This is a genomic window from Paraburkholderia sp. NMBU_R16, assembly GCF_013282575.1.
Lineage (GTDB): Bacteria > Pseudomonadota > Gammaproteobacteria > Burkholderiales > Burkholderiaceae > Trinickia.
On the sequence record NZ_JAAAYE010000026.1, the window covers coordinates 1 to 19,995 of the forward strand.

Genomic DNA, 19,995 nt, shown 5'->3' on the forward strand with positions numbered 1-19,995 from the left:
ATGCAACATGCGCCGCGCGTCAATCAACAAACGCTTGTCAGCGTCAATCAACATCGGCATCATCAACCTCGCCGCGACATTCTCATCTTGTTTGTCGCGCGTCTCTCATCCAGATTGTCGCGCCACAGCCAAAGCGCGTATCCGGTGGTCGAGCGCAGCGGCATCCTGTTCGCCTACATCGGGACCGGCGAACCGCCGGCGTTCCCGAACTTCGATTGCTTCGCCGCGCCGGGCGAATACACGTTCGCCTTCAAAGGGCTGTTCGAATGCAACTGGCTGCAAGCGCTCGAAGTAGGCATCGATCCGGCGCACGCATCGTTCCTGCATCGTTTTTTCGAAGACGAGGACGTGAGCGACAGCTACGGCAAGCAGTTTCGCGGCGCGTCGGCGGATTCGGACTTGCCGATCACGAAGGTGCTGCGCGAATACGAGTCGCCCGAGATTCTCGTCAGTCCGGCTGACTATGGGCTTCGGCTGATCGCGAAGCGTCCGCTCGACGACACGCGCACGCACGTTCGCGTGACCAATGTCGTGTTTCCCCAGGCGTTCGTGATTCCAATGAGCGCGGAGATGACGATCACGCAATGGCATGTGCCCGTGGACGACGAGAACTGTTACTGGTACGCGATCTTCACGAGCTTCGGCGCGCCGACCGACAAGGCACAGATGCGCGCGCAACGGCTCGAGCTGTACGAGCTGCCCGATTACACATCGCGCAAGAACAAACGCAATCACTACGGCTTCGACATCGACGAGCAACAGACCCAGACCTACACGGGCATGGGCTTCGACATCAATGTCCACGACCAGTGGGCCGTCGAATCGCAGGGGCCGATCCAAGACCGCACGCGTGAGCATCTGGGCACGACCGACAAGGGGATCATCGCCTACCGGCGTCTGCTCGTCGACGCGATCGAGAAGACGCGCGCCGGCGAGAAGACGCTGATGATGATCGACGAACAGGAGGCGGCCCACCTGACGGGACCCGCATCGATCGACGGTATTGGCCCTGCCGATGGCTGGGACGACTATTGGAAGGCATCCGACGCGAAACGCCGCGATGCCGCACCGTGGCCCGCGCCGAAAGCTTGAGGACGGTCTGCTCAATCACGATGGAGGGCGCGGCCATTCAACTGCCGCGTGAAGCACGATGTCTTTCATTGAAAACCACGGTTTGTGGACGGATGCGCAGCATGCCGCATACGCCGAACTGCTCGACCGGCTGAAAAAAAGCGACGTGCAAGTGGTCCGCTTCTCGTTTCCCGATCAGCATGGACTGCTGCGCGGCAAGACGCTCGTCGTCGACGAGGCGATCAGCGCATTCAAGAGCGGTGTCACGCTGACTAGCACGCTGCTCGCCAAAGATACTTCGCACCGCACGGTGTTTCCCGTTTTCACCGCTGGCGGCGGCTTCGACATGCCTGAAATGCAAGGTGCGTGCGATACGTTGATGGTCGCCGATCCGGAAACCTTCCGGATTCTGCCGTGGGCACCGCATACCGGATGGGTGCTCTGCGATGTCTATTTCCCGAACGGCAGGCCGGTGCCGTTCGGCACGCGTCATCTGTTTCGCCATGCGCTGGAGCGGCTCGGCAATCACGGGTTCGAATTCGTGTCCGGTCTCGAAGTCGAGTTTCATGTCTTCAAGGTCACCGATCCGAACATGAGGCCCGAGCATTCCGGGCAACCAGGCATCCCGCCCGATGTCGAGCTGCTCTCGCATGGGTATCAGTATCTGACGGAACTGCGCTACGACGCCGTCGATCACGTGATGGAAATGCTCAGGCGCGGCATCGACGGGCTCGAGTTGCCCGTGCGCTCGCTCGAAGTCGAATACGGCCCGAGCCAGTTCGAGTTTACGTTCGCGCCGACCCGGGGCATCAAGAGTGCCGACGACATGATTCTGTTTCGCAGCGCCGTCAAGCAGATCTGTCAGCGTAACGGTTATCACGCGACGTTCATGTGTCGCCCGCGCATCCCGAATGTCGTGTCGAGTGGATGGCATCTGCATCAGTCTCTCGTGCATAGCGCGGACTGCAACAACGCGTTCATGCCGACGAATGCGGACGCGCCGCTCTCGATAGTCGGGCAGCGGTATCTCGCAGGCCTGCTCGCGCATGCACAAGGGGCAGCCGCACTGTCGACGCCGACCATCAACGGCTATCGCCGCTATCGGCCGTATTCGAATGCGCCCGATCGCGCGAACTGGGGATGCGATAACCGCGGCGTCATGCTGCGCGTACTAGGCGGACAAAACGACCCTGCGACGCGCATCGAGAACCGCATAGGCGAACCGGCCGCGAATCCCTATTTGTACTTCGGCTCGCAGGTGCTCTCGGGACTGGACGGACTCGGACGCAAGCTGGAACTGCCCGCGTCCGCCGATACCCCTTACGAAACGCAGGCCGATGCGTTGCCGCGCACGTTGAGCGATGCGATCGCGGCGCTGCGTGCCGACGAATCGCTGCGCGAAGGATTCGGCAGCGCATTCATCGATTACTTCTGCAAGCTGAAGGAAGCGGAGATCGACCGCTTCAATTTGGAAGTCACCGAGTGGGAACACCGCGAGTATTTCGAAACGTTCTGATGGCGTTCCCATCGAGGAGAAATGTCATGCCTATCGTTACCTATATCCTGCGCGACGGCGAGCGCCGCGAGATCGACGTACCCGCCGGCACGAGCGTGATGGAAGCCGCGATTCACGGCAACGTGCGCGGCATCGACGCGGAGTGCGGCGGCTGCCTGTCGTGCGCGACATGTCACGTTTATATCGATGCCGCCTCGACGGCGGCTTTGCCGTTGCCCGATGATTCCGAACTGGCATTGCTCGACGGCGTCGCCGGAGAGCGGCGTCCCGAAAGCCGCCTGAGCTGCCAACTCGTCGTCACGGCCGCGATGGAAGGGCTCGTCGTCCGCATTCCTCCGAGGCAAGGGTGACATCATGAATAGCACGCTTGTGGTAGTCGGGGCGTCGTATGCGGGCGTGCAGCTCGCGGCGTCAGCGCGCGAGCTCGGCTTTGACGGCCGTATCGTGCTGCTCGGCGACGAGCCCGATGCGCCTTACCAACGTCCGCCCTTATCGAAGGGCTTTTTGATGGGCAGCTTTGCGGAGCAGCGTTTACCGCTGCGTTCGCAGGCGTTTTTCGATGAAGAGAAGATCGAATGGATGCCGTCGATGCGCGCCACGCAGATCGACCGCGTGCGTCGCGAGATCGAACTGCACGACGGGTCGCGCATTGCGTACCGGCACCTTGCGCTGACGACGGGCGCGCGCGTGCGCAAGCTCGACTGTCCCGGCGCGACGCTTGACGCCGTCCATTACTTGCGCGATCTGCGCGACGCAAGGCGTCTCGCGCAGGCTGCGCGCGCGGCGCAGCGCGCGGTCGTGATCGGCGGCGGCTATATCGGTCTCGAAGCGGCGGCGGCACTTCGTCAGCAAGGGCTCGACGTGACGGTCGTCGAAACGCAGCCGCGTCTGCTTGCACGTGTGGCGTCGCCGTCGTTGTCCGCGTTCATGCTGCGTGCTCACACGGAGCAGGGCGTCGCGTTCGAGTTCGGATGCAAGGTGGTGGCGCTGCAGGAGACGGGTGAGGGCGTATCGGTCGAACTCGATGATCGTCAGCCGCTCGTTTGCGACCTCGTAGTGGTCGGTATCGGTGTGGTTCCAAATGCGGAGCTCGCCGCCGAGTGCGGGCTGAGCGTGGCGGACGGTGTCATGGTGGACGCGTGCGCTCGTACCAGCGATCCGTCGATCGTCGCCGCAGGCGATTGCGCTTCGTACGTTCCTCATTGGGCGCCGCCTGGCGCGCGCCCATGCCGAATCGAATCCGTGCAGAACGCGAACGACATGGCGAAAACGGCGGCGGCAACGATTGTCGGGCGGCCGCAGCCGTATCGCGCGCTGCCCTGGTTTTGGTCCGATCAATACGACCTGAAGCTGCAGATGGCCGGCGTGAATATGGGTTTCACCGACTACGCGATGCTCGGTTCCGTCGAAGAGAGACGTTTCTCGCTGTTCTATTTTCGCGATGACACGCTGATCGCCGTCGATAGCATCAACCGGCCGCAGGACCATATGTTCGCGCGAAAGCTTCTCGCAAACGGCGCGCGAGTCACGCCGGAGGCGGTACGCGATCCCGCATTCGATCTGAAAACGCTCGCGAGCGGCGACGCGTATGCAAGCAACCGCAATGAAGTTTAGGACGATGCCAGCGGATGGCATCGACCCGAACAGGAAGCGCTGACGTGGCAACGCCGGCAATTCAATTCCATCAGTGAGGATGCAATGCAAGAGACCCGGACTGTCGATATACAAACGCTCATCAACGAGCACCCTTTCTCCTTGTTTCAGTGGCTCGTATTTGCAATGTGCTTCGTCGTCGTGCTGATGGATGGCTTCGATACGGCCGCGATCGGTTTTATCGCCCCTTCGTTGTTGTCGGAGTGGCATATCGGCAAGGCGGCGCTTGGGCCTGTGCTGAGCGCCGCGCTGTTCGGGCTCGCTTGCGGCGCTCTGCTTTCGGGGCCGGTGTCGGACAGGTACGGACGGCGCCTCGTGCTCACGTTGTCCGTACTGCTGTTCGGCGCGGCATGTCTTGCTTCGGCGTACGCTGGGAACTTGACCGCACTGACGACGCTGCGTTTCGTCACAGGCGTCGGACTCGGCGCCGCGATGCCGAACGCCGTCACGCTGATGAGCGAATATTGCCCTGACGGCCGGCGCGCCACGATCGTCAATCTGATGTTCTGCGGATTCCCCGTGGGCGCCGCCGTGGGTGGATTTCTCGCTGCCTGGATGATTCCGCAGTTCGGCTGGCGCAGCGTTCTGCTGCTCGGCGGTGCAGTGCCGTTGCTGCTCGCCATTGTGCTCGCGTTCAGGTTGCCGGAGTCGATCCGTTACATGGTGGTGCGGCAGCAACGGGTCGAAAAAATTCGCAATGTGATGGCTCGCATCAGTGCGAACGCGCGCTTTGCCGATGCTTTCGTCATGCATGAACCGTTCAGCCGTGCAGCGGGACACGGCGGCATGCGTATCGTTCTGTCGCGTTCATTCATTCTCGGCACCGTGATGTTGTGGCTGTGCTACTTCATGGGGCTCGTCATCTTCTACGGACTGATCAACTGGATGCCAGTTTTGCTCAAGGAGGCGGGACTGAGCCCACAGCGCGCTGCGCTGGTGTCCGCACTGTTTCCGCTGGGCGGCTTGGGTACGGTGCTGTGCGGCATGCTGATGGACCGCTTCGATGCCAATCGTGTCGTGGCCGCCGCTTATGCATTCACTGCGATCAGCGTATGTGCGATCGGCCAGGCAGTTGGGAATATCGGCCTGTTGGTGTGCGCGGTATTTATCGCGGGCGTGCTGATGAATACGGCGCAGGCGTCGATGCCCGCTCTCGCGGCTGCGTTCTATCCAACGGCGGGACGCGGCACGGGCGTCGCGTGGATGCTCGGCGTCGGGCGCTTCGGTGGCATCGCGGGATCGTTTCTCGTCGCGGAGTTGGCGCGGCGGCAGGTCGGTCTTCCTGGCATTTTCGCGATCGTTGCCGTTGCAGGCGCGCTAGCGTGTGTGGCCCTGGTGATCAAGCAAGCGGCCTGTTCGAGCGCCGGCGCACAGGTTAACGCGGAGAGCGAATCGCTCGCGCACTAAAGGCGAACATGCGGATCACTGGCAAGCATCGTTGCGCATTGGAGGGGATTGCTTCGCAGTGGATTGCGATCGTCGTCACGACGTTTCCTATAGTCGCGTCATCGTCGTATTTGTATAGGAGGGGCGTCTTATGAGGGGTGTCAGTGATAGCACACCGGCCGGTTCGGGAGGTTTGCCGGATCCGCTCGGCGCGAACGGTGAAGGGGAAGCGCCTCGACCTCCCGCTCCCGTCGTTCGCGCGCAATCTCCGCTGACAGATGGCTTGCTGCCGCGGGGGGAATCCGATGGACCTCGGACCGCATCGTTTGGAACGACCGATCGCGCCGCGCGGTCAGTCAGCGCGGGCAAGATGCGCGAGATTATCGATACTCTCGAATCGGAGCGAGCCGAACTCCGCTACGTTAAGCAACGCGTGAGCGAGATGATATCCGACTTGCTTTCGGACGGCTTTTCCACGGATGAGATCGCCGACATTGTCGAAACCCGTCCAAACGACGCATTGGCGACGCTACGCGTGCTGGCGTCGGGCGACCTCGATTTCGACGCATTCACGCGTGAACAGTGGTTCATGATCGCAAAAAACTGCGGCGCGGCGGCAGTTAGGGGAATAGTGGCGCACAGCGATGGGTTCGAGCGCTGGCCCGACGAACGCAAAGAGCGATTGGTGGCTGAACTGGCGAGAGGCGCGAACGACGAGGGGCCGATACCGTACAGGCCCGCAAAGCTCGTCGTAATCGCACGAATGCATGGCATCGAAGCGCTGGAGGTACTGCACACCCATGCCGAGGCACTCGAGGGATGGGGCCATACACCGTATCAAATCTCTGAGATCGTAAAACACCATGGCGCGGAGGGATTGCAGGCACTGACCGATTTCTACAACTCGGAAACGGGGCAGCAGACGCGCGCTGTATTGACGCCCGAGATGATGACCGAAATCGTTAATTCTGAGAGCGGCCTTTTTAACCTGGAAACGCTCATCAGGGATTGGGAAAAGCTGAGGAGCTTGCACCCCAACGCAATTTGTACGAGAGTTTTGGGAGATGCCCTGCCTCCTCCATCCGGTTGGCAGTGAAATCAGGCGCTGGGCCGCAGCGCGTGATCATAGCTTGTCCACGTCACATCGAACCGAGGGCGAAGCTGGACAGCGCGGCCACGTAGGCCCACGGAAAGATACCCCGCGCATGATTGTCGCTGAATACCAGCTGCATGCCGTAACCGGCCGACCGAATCTCCAGAACGGCTATATCGCGCGACACGACAGGCGTCGCTCCGCGTAGGCGAAGTCGTCGGCACTCGGCGCATGGGCACTGCATCCGCAGCGCATGCGCCGAGATCTGTTGTGCCGGTTCGTCGTTCCAATGCAGTGTCAACGCGTGTGCATTGAGCTCGATCGACCGTGGGTTCTTCATGGCTCGCTAGCGCAACAAATACGGAATATCGACCTTGACCGCGCCGGTTGGGCAGTCCTGTTCGCACGGCATGCAGTACCAGCATTCGTCGAATTGCATATATGCCTTGCCCTTGCTGACGTCTATCGCGAGCAAATCGAGTGGGCAGACATCGACGCAGACCGTGCAGCCTTTATCGGCGATGCATTTGCTTTCGTCGATCGTGACGGGCGCCGTGCTTCGGTGAAGAATGTCATGCGGGGTATACGACATAGGACTTTTCTCCGTTCAGGCGCAGGCGTCTGCCAACGCGCCCGTGTGCGTCCGTTGGCTCTTGTCATCCGCATGGATGCGAAGGTTGCGGTATGAACCGATGTCCCGCTCGTCGAGCGGGACGATATAGGGTTCGACGGCGCGCTTCTCGCTGACCATGCGGCCCCACGCGTCCTTGCGCAGATGCGTGTGGCAGAACCAATGCGCGTCGTCTCGCTGCGGGTAGTCGACACGATGGTGATAGAGTCCCCAGCGGCTTTCCGTGCGAAACAGCGACGCGCGCGCGGCCATTTCCGCGCAATCGCGGATCGCGCGCACTTCGGCCGCGCGCATCAGTTCATGTGGATGCGTGGCCTTGATCGACGCGATGTCCGTAGCGATTTCCTCGAAGCGTTGCAGGCCGATTTCCATTTTGCGCGTGACCTTCGGCGGCTGCAGATAATCGTTGACCATGCGGCGCAGCTTGTATTCGACTTGCGCGGGCGCCAGCCCGTGTTCGCGTTCGAGCGGTGCAAACACGCGTGCGCGCTCGGCATCGATTTGCTGCTGATCGAGCGGTGCGTGCTCGCGGCCCGCGACGAAGGCCGCCGCATGCTGCCCCGCAAACCAGCCATACGTGAAGGCGCCGAGCATATAGTTGTGCGGCACGGCGGCCATGTCGCCCGCGGCATAAAGGCCGCCAACCGTGGTTTCAGCGCGTTCGTTGACATACACGCCCGAGGCGCTGTGTCCGCTGCAAAAGCCGATCTCGGAGATGTGCATCTCGACCATCTGATGCCGATAGTCGGTTCCGCGGCCCGCATGAAAGCGTCCGCGGCTCGGGCGTTCGTTGGTGTGCAGAATCTGTTCGATGGTCTGGATCGTTTCCTCGGCGAGATGATCGAGTTTGAGAAACACGGGACCATTGCCGCTTTGGAGTTCCTGGTAGAACTCCCACATCATCTGTCCGCTCCAGTAATCGCATTCGATGAACCGTTCGCCCTTGCCATTCGCCGTATAGCCGCCGAGCGGCCCCGTCACATAGGCGCAAGCGGGGCCGTTGTAGTCCTTGATCAGAGGATTGATCTGAAAGCATTCGAGATTCGCGAGCGCGGCGCCCGCGTGATAGGCCATGGCGTAGCCATCGCCCGCGTTCGTCGGGTTCTCGTAGGTGCCCATCAGATAGCCGGAAGCGGGTAAGCCCAGTCGTCCCGCCGCGCCGCATGACAGGATCACGGCCTTCGCGCGAACGACGTAGAAATCGGCCGTCCGGCAATCGAAGCCCAACACGCCGCTGACGTTGCCATGTGCATCCATCAAAAGACGCGTGGCGACGATGCGGTTCGTGATCGCGATGCGAGCGCGTTTGAGCTGCCGATACAGCATCTTCTTGATGTCATGACCTTCGGGCATCGGCAGCACGTAAGAGCCCATGTGATGGACTTTCTTGACCGCGTAATCGCCGTTGCCGTCCTTTTCGAATTTCACGCCCCAACGGTCGAGTTCCTCGATCGTCTTGAAGCTGTGCCTGGCGTACGCATAGACGGCCGACTGATCGACGATGCCGTCGTTGGCGATCGTGATCTCGCGCGTATATTGCTCGGGTGTCGCGTGGCCCGGGATGACGGCGTTGTTCAAGCCGTCCATCCCCATCGAAATGGCGCCGCTGCGTTTGACGTTGGCCTTTTCGAGCAGCAGGACCTTCAGGCCAGGGTCGTGTTCCTTCGCCTTGACGGCAGCCATTGGGCCGGCTGTGCCGCCGCCGACCACGACGATGTCGTATTCGAGTACATGCGTGTTCATCCTGCGTTCCTACTCGTTATGACAAGATGAGTCGAAGTCTAACGAGCGGCTACATGAGATCCAACCAACGATTTCTGCTTTGTATTTTCCTGCGCAAGCGACACTCGAGCGCACCTAGACCTCGGTGCGCCTGAGCAGGTAATCGAGTCCGCCGACCCTGAACCACCTGTACCCATAAGGCTCGAGCACGACCGCGTGCCGGCCGTCGTTGCCGGCCTGGCTGTGGTCATCCGAGAGGAGGTTGATCAGGCGGTCGTCGCCGGGCCTGTCACAGCCGGAACGAAATCTCACGGTGCACGCCTCGGCGCTGAAGTTGTGCAGGCATAGGACCGAGTTGTTGCGCCAGTCATAACGCAGCCCAAGCACATCGTTTCGCGATGTGCGCAGCACCTCGAAATCGCCCCAGCCGATTTCGGGCATCTCGCGACGCATGCGGATCATCCGTTCCGTCCAGTTCAGAAACGACTCGGGATCGCGGCGCTGCTGCGCCACATTGACGCGCTCGAAACCATAAGCTCCGCCTGAAATGACTGGCACAGGCGGCTTGGGATGTTTCGTGAATCCGCCTTGGGGCTCGACCGACCATTGCATCGGCGTACGCATGCTTTCGCGCTCGGGCCGGCGTAGGTCGTCGCCCATGCCGATCTCATCGCCGTAACGGATGACCGGTGTGCCCGGCAACGTCAACATCAGACTGTAGGCGAGTTCGAGCCGGCGTCTATCGCCCGACAGCATCGGCGCCAGCCGGCGGCGAATGCCGCGCTCGTACAGCTGCATGTCGGGTTCCGGGCCGAATGCCGCGAACACCGCATCGCGCATTTCAGGTGGCAGCCGACCCAGATCGAGCTCGTCGTGATTGCGCAGGAATACGCCCCATTGCGCGCTCGCGGGGCGCGGCTTCGTTGCGATCAGTGCCTGCTTCAGCGGTTTGGTGTCGCCCGTCGCAAGGGTGTAAAACGTATTCTGGTTCAGTTGGAAATTGAACATCATCGGCAAGCGCTCGCCCGCATCGCCGAAATACTGGAAATCCGTATCGGGCAGGACGTTCGCCTCCGCGAGAATGATTGCGTTGCCCTCGCGCCATTGCAAAAATTCTCGAAAGGCGCGCAACATCCCGTATTGCTCGATATGTTCGCGCACCTCGGCACCCTTAGCGGCAATCACGAACGGGACGGCATCCATCCGAAACCCCGATACGCCGAGTTGAACCCAGAAGCCCATGATTTTCAGGAGCTCGGCATGAACCCAGGGATTGGATGTATTCAGGTCCGGTTGAAAATCGTAGAAGCGGTGAAAATACCAGCGCTTTGCCTGCTTGTCGAAACTCCATGTCGATTTTTGCACGCCGGGAAACACCACGCCGTCTTTCGCATGGGGGGGCTTCCTGTCGGACCACACGTACCAGTCCCGATAGCGGGAACCGGGATCGCTACGTGCTGACTGGAACCAGGGATGCTGGTCGGACGTGTGATTCACCACCAGGTCGATGATGACGCGCAAGCCCCGCTCGTCGCATGCATGCGTGAATTCGGAGAAGTCCCCGAGCGTGCCGTATTTCGGATCGACGTTGTAATAGTCCGTGATGTCGTACCCGTTATCGCGTCCCGGCGACGGCTGAAACGGCATGAGCCAGATCGTCGTCACGCCCAGTCCCTGCAGGTAATCGAGCCGCCGCATGAGACCCTGGAAGTCGCCGATGCCGTCGCCATTGGCGTCGAGGAACCGGCCTACCGAAAGGCAATAGATGATGGCATTTTTATACCAGAGGTCGTTGAACATGCGGGGTGTCGAAACGATGAATCGTTGAGAGGAACGGCTATGTCGGAGCTGAAATGGTGGCAACGTGGTGTCATTTACCAGATTTATCCGCGCTCGTTTCAAGACAGCAACGGCGACGGCATAGGCGATCTGCCGGGCATCGCCGCGCGCCTCGGATATATCACCGCGCTCGGGGCCGATGCTGTATGGATTTCGCCCATCTATCCGTCTCCCATGGCCGACTTCGGTTACGACGTCGCCAACTACTGCGATATCGACCCCATCTTCGGCACGCTTGCCGAATTCCAGCAATTGGTGGACCACGCCCATCGGCTCGGCCTCAAGGTCCTGCTCGACTTCGTGCCCAACCACACCTCCGACCAGCATCCCTGGTTCGAGCTGAGCCGCTCGTCGCGGGACAATCCGAAGCGCGACTGGTACCTGTGGCGCGATCCGGCACCCGACGGAGGGCCGCCAAACAACTGGATGAGCAGAATGGGCGGCTCGGCGTGGGAGTGGGACGAAGCGACCGGGCAGTACTACTATCACGCGTTTTTACGCGAGCAACCCGATCTGAATTGGCGCAATCCGCAAGTGCGCCGCGCCATGGACGACGTGCTGCGTTTCTGGCTGGATCGCGGCGTGGACGGATTCCGTGTCGATGTACTTTGGTTGCTGATCAAGGACGCGCAGTTTCGCGACAATCCTCCGAACCCCGCTTATCGGCCCGGTGAGCCAGGACATCACCGTCTATTGCAGACTTACACCGAGGATCAGCCGGAAGTGCACGAGATCGTGCGCTCGATGCGTGCCACGCTCAGCGAATATGGCGAAAAGGTGTTGATTGGCGAAATCTATCTGCCCATCGCTCGACTCATGACTTATTACGGGCCGAACGGCGACGGTGCCGATATGCCTTTCAACTTTCAGTTGCTCAACGCGGCGTGGCGCGCGGGCGATATCGCCCGCTTGATACGGGATTACAACAGTGCATTGCCCGAACATGCCTGGCCGAACTGGGTGCTCGGCAATCACGACAATCCCCGTGTCGCATCGCGCATCGGTGCGGACCAGGCGCGCGTGGCGGCCGTGTTGCTGCTGACATTGCGCGGCACCCCGACGCTCTATTACGGTGACGAAATCGGCATGACCGACGGCCATATTCCGCCCGATGCGATTCGCGATCCGGCGGAGTTGAGACAACCCGGAATCGGGCAGGGGCGAGATCCGGAGCGTACGCCGATGCAGTGGGACGGTTCGCTGCCGAACGGCGGCTTCACGACCGGTCAGCCCTGGCTGCCGGTTGGCACGGCGACGAGTGTTCGAACGCAGGAGGACGACGCGTCGAGCCTGTTGTCGCTCTATCGTCGGCTGCTCGAGTTGCGGCGCAGCCACGCCGCGCTTGTGCGGGGCACGATAGCGAACGTCGGTGCCGAGGGCGACGTGCTGACTTACGAACGGTGCCACGACGATGAGCGGCTCTTGATTGCGTTGAATATGGGCCGCGAAGATGCCACGGTATCTGCACATGGTGGCGTCGTGTTGCTATCGACGCTTGCCGGCCGAGACGGTCAGCCGCTTCGAGAAGGCGTCAATCGACTCTCGGCCGGCGAAGCACTTGTCGCGGCTGTATGAACGCTCGAATTGCAACCGTTATCCGCCTCCACCTATCATTCGTCATTCGCTAGCCGTCCTGTGAGGGTGGTCGACCCATGGAAAAAAGAGAAACCTGATGCCGAGCCTCGAGCGAACGCGATCGACCCTGCTCGTCGATGCTGTCTGGCGCGTGGTACTTCGCCTCGGATTCCGGCTGGCTCGTATCTGGTGGCACGTTCGACGGCCTCATCACGAGGGGGCGCTCGTAGCGATCTACGTCGGCAGGGCGCTCCTGCTCGTGAAGCCATCGTACCGGCCCGAGTGGGGCTTTCCCGGCGGCAGTCTCGACCCGGGCGAAGCGCCCGATGCGGCGGCGCGGCGCGAAATGCAGGAGGAACTCGGCCTCTCGGTGGCCGCATTGTCGCCCGCGGGCACCGTCCGAGGCACGTGGGACGGGCGAATAGATCACGTGCATTTTTTTGAACTGCACCTCGATTGTCTACCCGCGCTGCGGCTCGATAACCGTGAGATCGTCGCCGCGCAACTGGCGTCCCCGGAGGAATTGACTGGCATGGCGCTGACAGGGGCAGTCGCGGCGTTCATTAGCAGCAGCCGATGAAGATGCTTTCGAACCGTGTTCAGGCCGCAATGTCGCAATTCCGCGAAGCCGGAGCGGCCTGTGAACACGGTACGGGCTTACATCATTTCAACCAACCCTTGATGCGTTCAACCATGACGTTCGCCGATATCCCATAGCGATCATGCAGCGTCGGCAGCGCCCCGGCATCGAGGAACGCGTCCGGGAGCGCGATCTGCCGGAACGCACACGATACGCCGGCTCGCATCAGTTCCGCCGCCACCGCTTCCCCAAGTCCGCCGACGACGGTATGGTTCTCAGCCACGACAACCATGCGTCCGCTGCGCCGGGCCTCCCGCACGATGGTCTCGGTGTCGAGCGGCTTGATCGTCGGCACATGCAGCACAGCGGCCCCGATGTTGTCCTTCTCGAGTGCGCGAGCGACTTCCAGCGAGCGCATCGTTAGAATGCCCGAGGCGATCAGCAGCACATCGTTGCCGTCACGTAGCATCTTCGCCTTGCCGAGTTCGAACCGGTAATCGTATTCGTCGAGCACGGCCGGCACGTTGCCTCGTAGCAGACGCGCATAGACAGGCCCCTTGTGCGCGGCGATCGCGGGCACCATTTGCTCGATATCCAGCGCGTCGCAAGGATCGATGACCGTCATATTGGGCATCGCGCGCATGAGTGCGAGATCTTCCGCTGCCTGATGACTCGGACCGTAGCCCGTGGTCAAACCCGGCAGGGCGCAGACGAGCTTCACATCGAGGTTGTCCTCGGCGATCGTCTGATGGATGAAGTCGTAGGCGCGGCGCGTCGCGAAGACCGCATACGTCGTCACGAACGGCTGTGCGCCTTCGTGCGCGAACCCCGCGGCCGCCCCCATCAGCAACTGTTCCGCCATCCCCATTTGGTAATAGCGCTCGGGAAACGCCTTGGCGAAGAGATGCAGATCGGTGTATTTGCCGAGATCGGCCGTCATACCGATCACATTCGCTTTGTCGCCCGCGAGTTCGACGAGCGCATGCCCGAACGGCGCCGAGCGCGTCACCTGTCCCTCGCCCGCGATCGAGGCGATCATCGCCGACGTTTTCAGGCGCGGCTTGTCTGTCACTGTGTTCATACCGGCCTCCCAGCGTCGAGTGCCTGGAGCGCGAGCTGCCATTCATGCTCGTCGACGCGAATGAAATGGTTCTTTTCCCGTTGCTCGAGGAACGGTACGCCGCAACCCATACGCGTATCGCAGACGATGATGCGCGGTTGCGGTTGGGCATGCGAGCGGGCGTTGTCGAATGCGCGCTTCACGGCGTCGATGTCGTTGCCGTCGATTCGTTGCACATACCAACCGAACGCCTCCAGTTTGTCGACGAGCGGCTCGAATGCCATGATCTGCGTGGACGGCCCGTCTGCCTGCTGGTTGTTGACGTCGACGATCGCGATCAGGTTGTCGAGCTTCCAGTGTGCGGCGGACATGATGCCTTCCCAGATCGCGCCTTCATCGAGTTCGCCATCCGAGAAAAGCGTATAGACGACGGCATCCGAACCCTTGCGCTTCAACCCGAGGCAGCGTCCGACCGCAATCGTCAGGCCTTGTCCGAGCGAACCGCCCGACATTTCCATGCCGGGCGTATAGCTCGCCATTCCCGACATCGGCAGGCGGCTGTCGTCGCTGCCGTAGCTCTCGAGCTCATGAGCGGGCAAGATGCCGGCTTCGAAAAGCGCAGCGTAGAGCGCGATCGCATAGTGCCCGTTGGAAAGCAGAAAGCGGTCTCGTCCGTCCCAATCGGGATCGTCGGCGCGGTAGCGCATCGCGCCGAAGTAGGCGACTGCGAGGACATCGGCGATATCGAGTGCCTGGCCGATGTAGCCTTGACCCTGAACCTCGCCCATCAACAGCGCATTTCTGCGGATCCGCCAGGCCCGCTCAGCGAGCGGCACGGCCTCCGGTGTAGTTTGACTGCTCATCTTTTCTCCTGTGATCAGCCGATGAAATGAATGACGAGATGGCTCAGCGGTTGACGGATCGGGGCACGAGGAAAACCAGCAAGGCGCCGAGCGTCACGGCCAGCGAAATGAACACGAGGCCAGCCGTGGACTTGCCTGTCAAATCGTTGAGCCATCCTACGATCGCAGGCGAAAAGAAGCCTGCGAGATTGGCGAAGCAGTTGACCGCGGCGATCCCCGCGGCGGCGGATACGCCGCCCAGCATCGCGGTGGGCAACGACCAGAATTGGGACGACGACGCGAGAATGCCGGCGGATGCAACGCACAGGCAGACGATCGACGCGCCCACACTGCCGAGCAGCGGCAGCGATGCGAAGCCGGCCGCCGCGATCAGCATCGGGACCGCGAGATGAAAGCGGCGTTCTTTGAAACGATCCGCGCTGGCGCCGATCAACGGCAACGCGACGATCGCGCAGAGGTAGGGCACCGCGGTGAACAGACCCACCCACAGCGGATCGGCCACGCCGGCTTTGCGAATGATGGTCGGCAGCCAGAACGTGAGCCCGTACTGGCCGAGCACGACGCAGAAGTAAATCGCAGCCATCAGCCACAAGCGGCGATCGCGAATGAATGCGTGGATCGAGAGGTGGGCGATCTTTTGGGCGTTATCGCTCGACACATTGCGGGCGAGCAAGGCCTTTTCCGTGTCGGTCAGCCACTTCGCTTGCTGGATACCATCGTCGAGATAGAAGAGGATCGCGATCCCCAGCACGAGCGACGGCAGTGCCTCGAGCAGGAACAGCCATTTCCAGCCGGACATCGCGAGCGAGCCCTGCAACGAATGCATGATCCAGCCCGAAAGCGGGCCGCCGAGAATACCGGCCAGCGGGATCGCCATGAAGAACAACGACAGTGCCTTCGCACGCCGCTCGGACGGGAACCAGTACGTCATATAGAGAATGACGCCGGGTGCGAACCCCGCCTCTGCAACGCCGAGCAGGAAACGGAGCCCGTAGAACGCCGCGGGCGACTTCACGAAGACGAAACTCGCGGAAATGACCGCCCAGGTCAGCATGATGCGTGCGAGCCATTTGCGGGCCCCGACGCGGTGAAGGATCAGATTGCTCGGCACTTCGAACAGAAAGTATCCGAGGAAGAAGATTCCCGCACCCATGCCGTAGATCGTTTCGCTGAAGCGCAGCTCGTTGAGCATCTGCAGTTTGGCGAATCCTACATTGACGCGATCCAGGTACGCACCGAGATAGCACAGCATCAGGAACGGTATCAGGCGACGACCCACTTTCGCGTAGGTCTTCGCTTCGAAATTTCGCGCGTCATAACGCGGCGCTACGCCGTCCGTGACGGACGCGTCGGTGTACTTCATTCTCATGTTCTGTCTCCTGCCATGGCTCCGGTTCATCCGGATGTCCGCGGTTCGATATAGGCTTGGCTCAGTGAATCAGCATGCCGCCGTTCACGTCGAGGGTGATGCCCGTCAAGTAGCTCGACAGGTCGCTGATCAGAAAAAGGCACGCATTGGCGACGTCCGCTGCGTCGCCGAGCCGGCCCAACGGAATGCCCTTGATGATCTCCGTGCGCATATCGGCCGTGAGCTTGTCGCCCGTGATGTCGGTCTGGATCAGGCCAGGCGTGATCGAATTGACGCGAATGCGGTCCCCACCAAATTCGCGGGCCATCGCTTTGGCGAGACCGAGCACGCCCGCTTTGGCCGCGCTGTAGTGAGGGCCGCCGAAGATGCCGCCGCCGCGTTGCGCGGACACGGACGACATGCAGACGATGCTGCCGCCGCCTTGTTCCTTCATTGCGGGAATAACGGCCTGCGACATGAAGAGCGTGCCGCGCAGATTGACGTCCACGATTGTGTCGAAGTTCTCGGATGAGATATCGAGCGTGCGTACCGGCTGCGTGATGCCCGCGTTGTTCACGAGCCCGTCGATCCGGCCGTAATGTTCGAGCGTCGCACGCGCGGCCGATACACACGCCGCCTTGTCCGTCACATCGCATGCCAGGCCGAGATGTCCGTCACCGAGTTCGCGCGCCGCGGATTTCGCATCTTCCTCGCGCAGATCCAGTATGACGATGTGTGCCCCTTGCGCCGCGAGCGCGCGCGCAGTGGCTTTGCCGATGCCGCGCGGAGAGGCCGCACCGGTCACCATGACGATCTTGTTCTCGAGCAACATCGTTTGTCTCCGATTGATTAGTGGCTCGAGTGTCGGGGTTGGCGCCGCTCGCATCAACGCGGTATCGCTCAACATCGATTGAGAAAAATTCAGGCGGGGCGATGGTGCGCCGCGTCAGGCGTGCGCAGCATCACGAGGGGACAGTACGCGCGGTTACGGGGACGTATGGCGCGTGCCGCGATCGACGGCACGCTCGGCTTCCATCCACGTCAGAAACCGTTCGACGCGCGGCAGATCCGCATTCTGCGCGGGATAGACGAGATGATGCGCGCCGACTTCGACGGCGAAGCTATCGTCGAATACCGGCACGAGTGCGCCTTCCCTGATTCGCGCCGATGCAAGCATCAGCGATTCGAGCGCGATGCCGAGACCCATAGCGGCGGTCTCGAGCGACATGTACGAACGGTCATACGAAAAGTCGAAAGTCTTGTGCGCAGCGGAGACGCCGGTTCTCCCGAACCATTGGTTCCATTGCACGAGCGGCGTTTCGGAAAAGATCAGTCTGCACTTCAAAAGATCGTCCGGCGTGGATACGGCGTGTTGTTCGAGATATCGGGGCGACGCCAGCGGCGCGATGAATTCCCCGCGCAATGTCTTGATCTCGAGGTTGGTCCAATTGCCGTATCCATGCCGGATGTCGACATCGTAGTAACCGTTCGAGAACGAGACGTTCTCATACGAGCATGCGAGATTCAGCTGGATATCGCCGTTGGCTTCCTGGAACGATGCAAGCCGGGGCAGCAGCCACATCAGCCCGAAGCTCGGGCTCGAATGAACGCGTAAGATCTCGACCCCCTTGACGTTCGATGCTCGTTCCGTCGCTCGGCTGAGATCGGCGAGCGAGCCAGTGACGTCGGACAGATAGCGTTTGCCCGTAGGGGTCAATACCAAGCCTCGCCCCGACCTGACGAAAAGGTCGCGGCCGATGATCGATTCGAGATTGCCGATCTGATGGCTGACGGCCGACGCGGTCAGTCCGAGCTCTTCGGCGGCGCGATTGACGCTGCCCGTGCGCGCGACGCTTTCGAAGGCAAGGATGGCCTTCAGAGGTGGGATACGCATAGTCAAATTTTTTTCAGTCGCAGTTGAACGAAACCGCCTTGTCCGGGCCGCATTGGCACTGCCATGCTGCCGACGAATCGCATCGATTAACGCAGCCTCGCGATCCCCGGATGTCGGCCGCACCGAATCGGCAGTTACGACGAATATAGCGCGCTCGAGGGACGGCCGGATGCATGACTGCGAAAACAAAAGAAGTTACGGAGACACGCATGCCGGAATACCTGCTGTCCGCACGTTCGATCGCGAAGCGCTTCGGACCGACGAACGTCCTGCGCGGGTTCGATTTGTCGATAGCGCGTGGCGAGGTCCATGCATTCCTCGGTGGTAACGGCGCCGGCAAGTCGACCTTCATCAAGATCGTCTCGGGCCAACATGAACGCGATGACGGCGCAATCGAGTTCGAAGGCAAAGCCATCGGGACATCGATCGCCTCGGATGTCGATCTGGGCGCGATTGCGGTCGTCAATCAGGAACTGGCCTTGTTGCCGCACCTTTCCGTCGCGGAAAACATTGCGATGCCGCGCCTGCGACACGGCATGCAAACGTATAACAGCCGCTTGGCGAGGGCGATGGCGGTGGATGCGTTATCGCTCATCGATCCGCAATTCGCCGATCGATCCGTCGGCCGTCTCGTGGGCGATCTGACGCTGCACGAGCGCCAACTCGTGGAGATAGCGCGCGCGCTGGGCTCGGGTGCCAAGCTGCTGCTGCTCGACGAACCCACGGCGAACTTGACGGCTGCGGAGACCGCTCGGCTCTTCGCGGTCGTGCGTCGCCTCGTTGCCGATTCCGGACTCGCTGTGTTGTTCGTGTCGCACCGCATGCGCGAGATCCGGCAAGTCGCCGATGTTTGCACCATCATCCGCGATGGCAAGACGGCCGTCGACCGTGCCCGGATCGAGTCGATCAGCGATCGTGAAATCGTCGAGCACATGGGCCAGAGCGCCGCAATGGACGACCCAGCGCACACCGCCGGCGCACTGGGGTCACATACCCGTTCAGGTGCACGCCGGACGCCGGCAAGTGAGCGCGCCGATCTACCGAAGCTCAGCGTGAGAAGGGCGGGTATCCATATCGACGTGGAGCCCGGCATGATCCTCGGTCTGGCCGGTGCGCCGACCGGCCCGTCAGCATTGATCGAAACATTGACAGGCCTTGCCGCTCGAGGCGAATGGGAATTGTCGCGCGGTGGAAAGCCGCTGCGATATGCAACTACCGCTGCGGCCGCGCGCGATGGGGTCGGCTTCATTTCGGGCGACCGCGCCGAGAAGGGGATTTTGCATAGCCTGTCCATCCTCGACAATCTGAGCGCAGCGGAGCGCGTGGTGCGCCGCCGATATGTAGCGCGGCAAGCGGAAGCCGCTCACGCTGCCCACCTTCTCAAAGCGTTGGATATCCGCGTCGGCTCCCTTTCGGACCTTCCCGCCACCCTGAGCGGCGGCACGCAGCAAAAGCTGCTCGTCGCCCGCTGGCTCGCGCTCGATCCGCAACTCCTGGTTCTCGAAGAGCCGACCCGTGGCGTGGACATCCGCACCAAGCGGGAGATCTACGGGCTGGTCCGTCAATTGGCCGAACGCGGCTGCGCCATCGTATGGTGGTCGACCGAGTATTGGGAGCTCGTCGAGCTGTGCGACGCAGTACTTGCATTCGATCTCGGCGGAGAGCCGACGAGGGTACTTCAACGCGCCGAGATCGACGAATCGACGCTCGCCGACGCCACCGGCATGGCCGCCTGAGATCGAACCGCAAGCACCGCATTTCCAA

General features: G+C 61.6%; 18 protein-coding genes. 9 read left to right on the forward strand and 9 right to left on the reverse strand.

All coding sequences use genetic code 11. The features are described from left to right. From GWC77_RS14925 to GWC77_RS14950, 6 genes are all read left to right on the forward strand, one after another. A partial coding sequence (locus GWC77_RS14925; protein ID WP_254366974.1) for an aromatic ring-hydroxylating dioxygenase subunit alpha occupies window positions 1-1,092 on the forward strand: 1,092 nt, incomplete at its 5' end. Between the two features lie 58 nt (window positions 1,093-1,150). Continuing rightward, on the forward strand, window positions 1,151-2,587 hold the full coding sequence (locus GWC77_RS14930) for a glutamine synthetase family protein (RefSeq protein ID WP_173258046.1): 1,437 nt from the start codon (window positions 1,151-1,153) through the stop codon (window positions 2,585-2,587). A 26-nt stretch (window positions 2,588-2,613) separates the two neighbouring features. Beyond that, entirely contained in the window at window positions 2,614-2,937 is a 324-nt protein-coding gene (locus tag GWC77_RS14935; RefSeq protein WP_173258048.1) for a 2Fe-2S iron-sulfur cluster-binding protein, read from the forward strand. Between the two features lie 4 nt (window positions 2,938-2,941). Further along, entirely contained in the window at window positions 2,942-4,201 is a 1,260-nt protein-coding gene (locus tag GWC77_RS14940) for an NAD(P)/FAD-dependent oxidoreductase (protein WP_173258050.1), read from the forward strand. Between the two features lie 84 nt (window positions 4,202-4,285). Continuing rightward, entirely contained in the window at window positions 4,286-5,647 is a 1,362-nt protein-coding gene (locus tag GWC77_RS14945; protein ID WP_173258052.1) for an MFS transporter, read from the forward strand. 349 nt (window positions 5,648-5,996) lie between these two features. Continuing rightward, window positions 5,997-6,722: a hypothetical protein gene (locus GWC77_RS14950; protein ID WP_173258054.1), complete on the forward strand. Its 726-nt coding sequence runs from the start codon at window positions 5,997-5,999 to the stop codon at window positions 6,720-6,722. A 43-nt stretch (window positions 6,723-6,765) separates the two neighbouring features. Here the strand turns inward: GWC77_RS14950 and GWC77_RS14955 are convergent, their stop codons facing one another. The 4 genes from GWC77_RS14955 to GWC77_RS14970 form a co-directional block, all read right to left on the reverse strand. Next, window positions 6,766-7,059 (reverse strand): DUF971 domain-containing protein, encoded by a 294-nt coding sequence (locus tag GWC77_RS14955; protein WP_173258056.1) that lies wholly within the window; start codon window positions 7,057-7,059, stop codon window positions 6,766-6,768. A gap of 6 nt (window positions 7,060-7,065) precedes the next feature. Then, complete coding sequence (locus GWC77_RS14960) at window positions 7,066-7,311, reverse strand: ferredoxin family protein (protein WP_173258058.1); 246 nt, start codon at window positions 7,309-7,311, stop codon at window positions 7,066-7,068. Window positions 7,312-7,326: 15 nt separating this feature from the next. Next, a complete protein-coding gene (locus GWC77_RS14965) occupies window positions 7,327-9,093 on the reverse strand; it encodes a fumarate reductase/succinate dehydrogenase flavoprotein subunit (RefSeq protein WP_173258060.1) in 1,767 nt (588 codons plus the stop codon). Between the two features lie 114 nt (window positions 9,094-9,207). Beyond that, window positions 9,208-10,872, reverse strand: a complete 1,665-nt coding sequence (locus GWC77_RS14970) for an alpha-amylase family protein (protein WP_173258062.1) — start codon at window positions 10,870-10,872, stop codon at window positions 9,208-9,210. Between the two features lie 39 nt (window positions 10,873-10,911). Here GWC77_RS14970 and GWC77_RS14975 point away from each other — a divergent pair, with 39 nt between their 5' ends. Continuing rightward, on the forward strand, window positions 10,912-12,486 hold the full coding sequence (locus tag GWC77_RS14975; RefSeq protein WP_173258064.1) for an alpha-amylase family glycosyl hydrolase: 1,575 nt from the start codon (window positions 10,912-10,914) through the stop codon (window positions 12,484-12,486). A gap of 97 nt (window positions 12,487-12,583) precedes the next feature. Beyond that, a complete protein-coding gene (locus GWC77_RS14980) occupies window positions 12,584-13,066 on the forward strand; it encodes an NUDIX domain-containing protein (protein WP_173258066.1) in 483 nt (160 codons plus the stop codon). 82 nt (window positions 13,067-13,148) lie between these two features. Here GWC77_RS14980 and GWC77_RS14985 read toward each other — a convergent pair whose 3' ends face one another. From GWC77_RS14985 to GWC77_RS15005, 5 genes are all read right to left on the reverse strand, one after another. Continuing rightward, window positions 13,149-14,147, reverse strand: coding sequence for a transketolase family protein (locus GWC77_RS14985; protein WP_173258068.1), 999 nt, complete (start codon window positions 14,145-14,147; stop codon window positions 13,149-13,151). Continuing rightward, window positions 14,144-14,989, reverse strand: a complete 846-nt coding sequence (locus GWC77_RS14990) for a transketolase (protein WP_173258070.1) — start codon at window positions 14,987-14,989, stop codon at window positions 14,144-14,146. Before GWC77_RS14990 ends, GWC77_RS14985 begins: the two co-directional genes overlap by 4 nt. Window positions 14,990-15,032: 43 nt before the next feature. Continuing rightward, window positions 15,033-16,358 carry an MFS transporter gene (locus GWC77_RS14995; protein ID WP_173258072.1) on the reverse strand — a complete coding sequence of 442 codons (1,326 nt, stop codon included), beginning with the start codon at window positions 16,356-16,358 and terminating at the stop codon, window positions 15,033-15,035. A gap of 61 nt (window positions 16,359-16,419) precedes the next feature. Beyond that, window positions 16,420-17,169: an SDR family NAD(P)-dependent oxidoreductase gene (locus GWC77_RS15000; RefSeq protein ID WP_173258073.1), complete on the reverse strand. Its 750-nt coding sequence runs from the start codon at window positions 17,167-17,169 to the stop codon at window positions 16,420-16,422. 153 nt (window positions 17,170-17,322) lie between these two features. Then, on the reverse strand, window positions 17,323-18,231 hold the full coding sequence (locus GWC77_RS15005; protein ID WP_173258075.1) for a LysR substrate-binding domain-containing protein: 909 nt from the start codon (window positions 18,229-18,231) through the stop codon (window positions 17,323-17,325). Between the two features lie 209 nt (window positions 18,232-18,440). Between GWC77_RS15005 and GWC77_RS15010 the strand changes: the two genes are divergently transcribed. Beyond that, window positions 18,441-19,967 (forward strand): ATP-binding cassette domain-containing protein, encoded by a 1,527-nt coding sequence (locus GWC77_RS15010; protein ID WP_254366975.1) that lies wholly within the window; start codon window positions 18,441-18,443, stop codon window positions 19,965-19,967. Window positions 19,968-19,995: the final 28 nt, after the last annotated feature.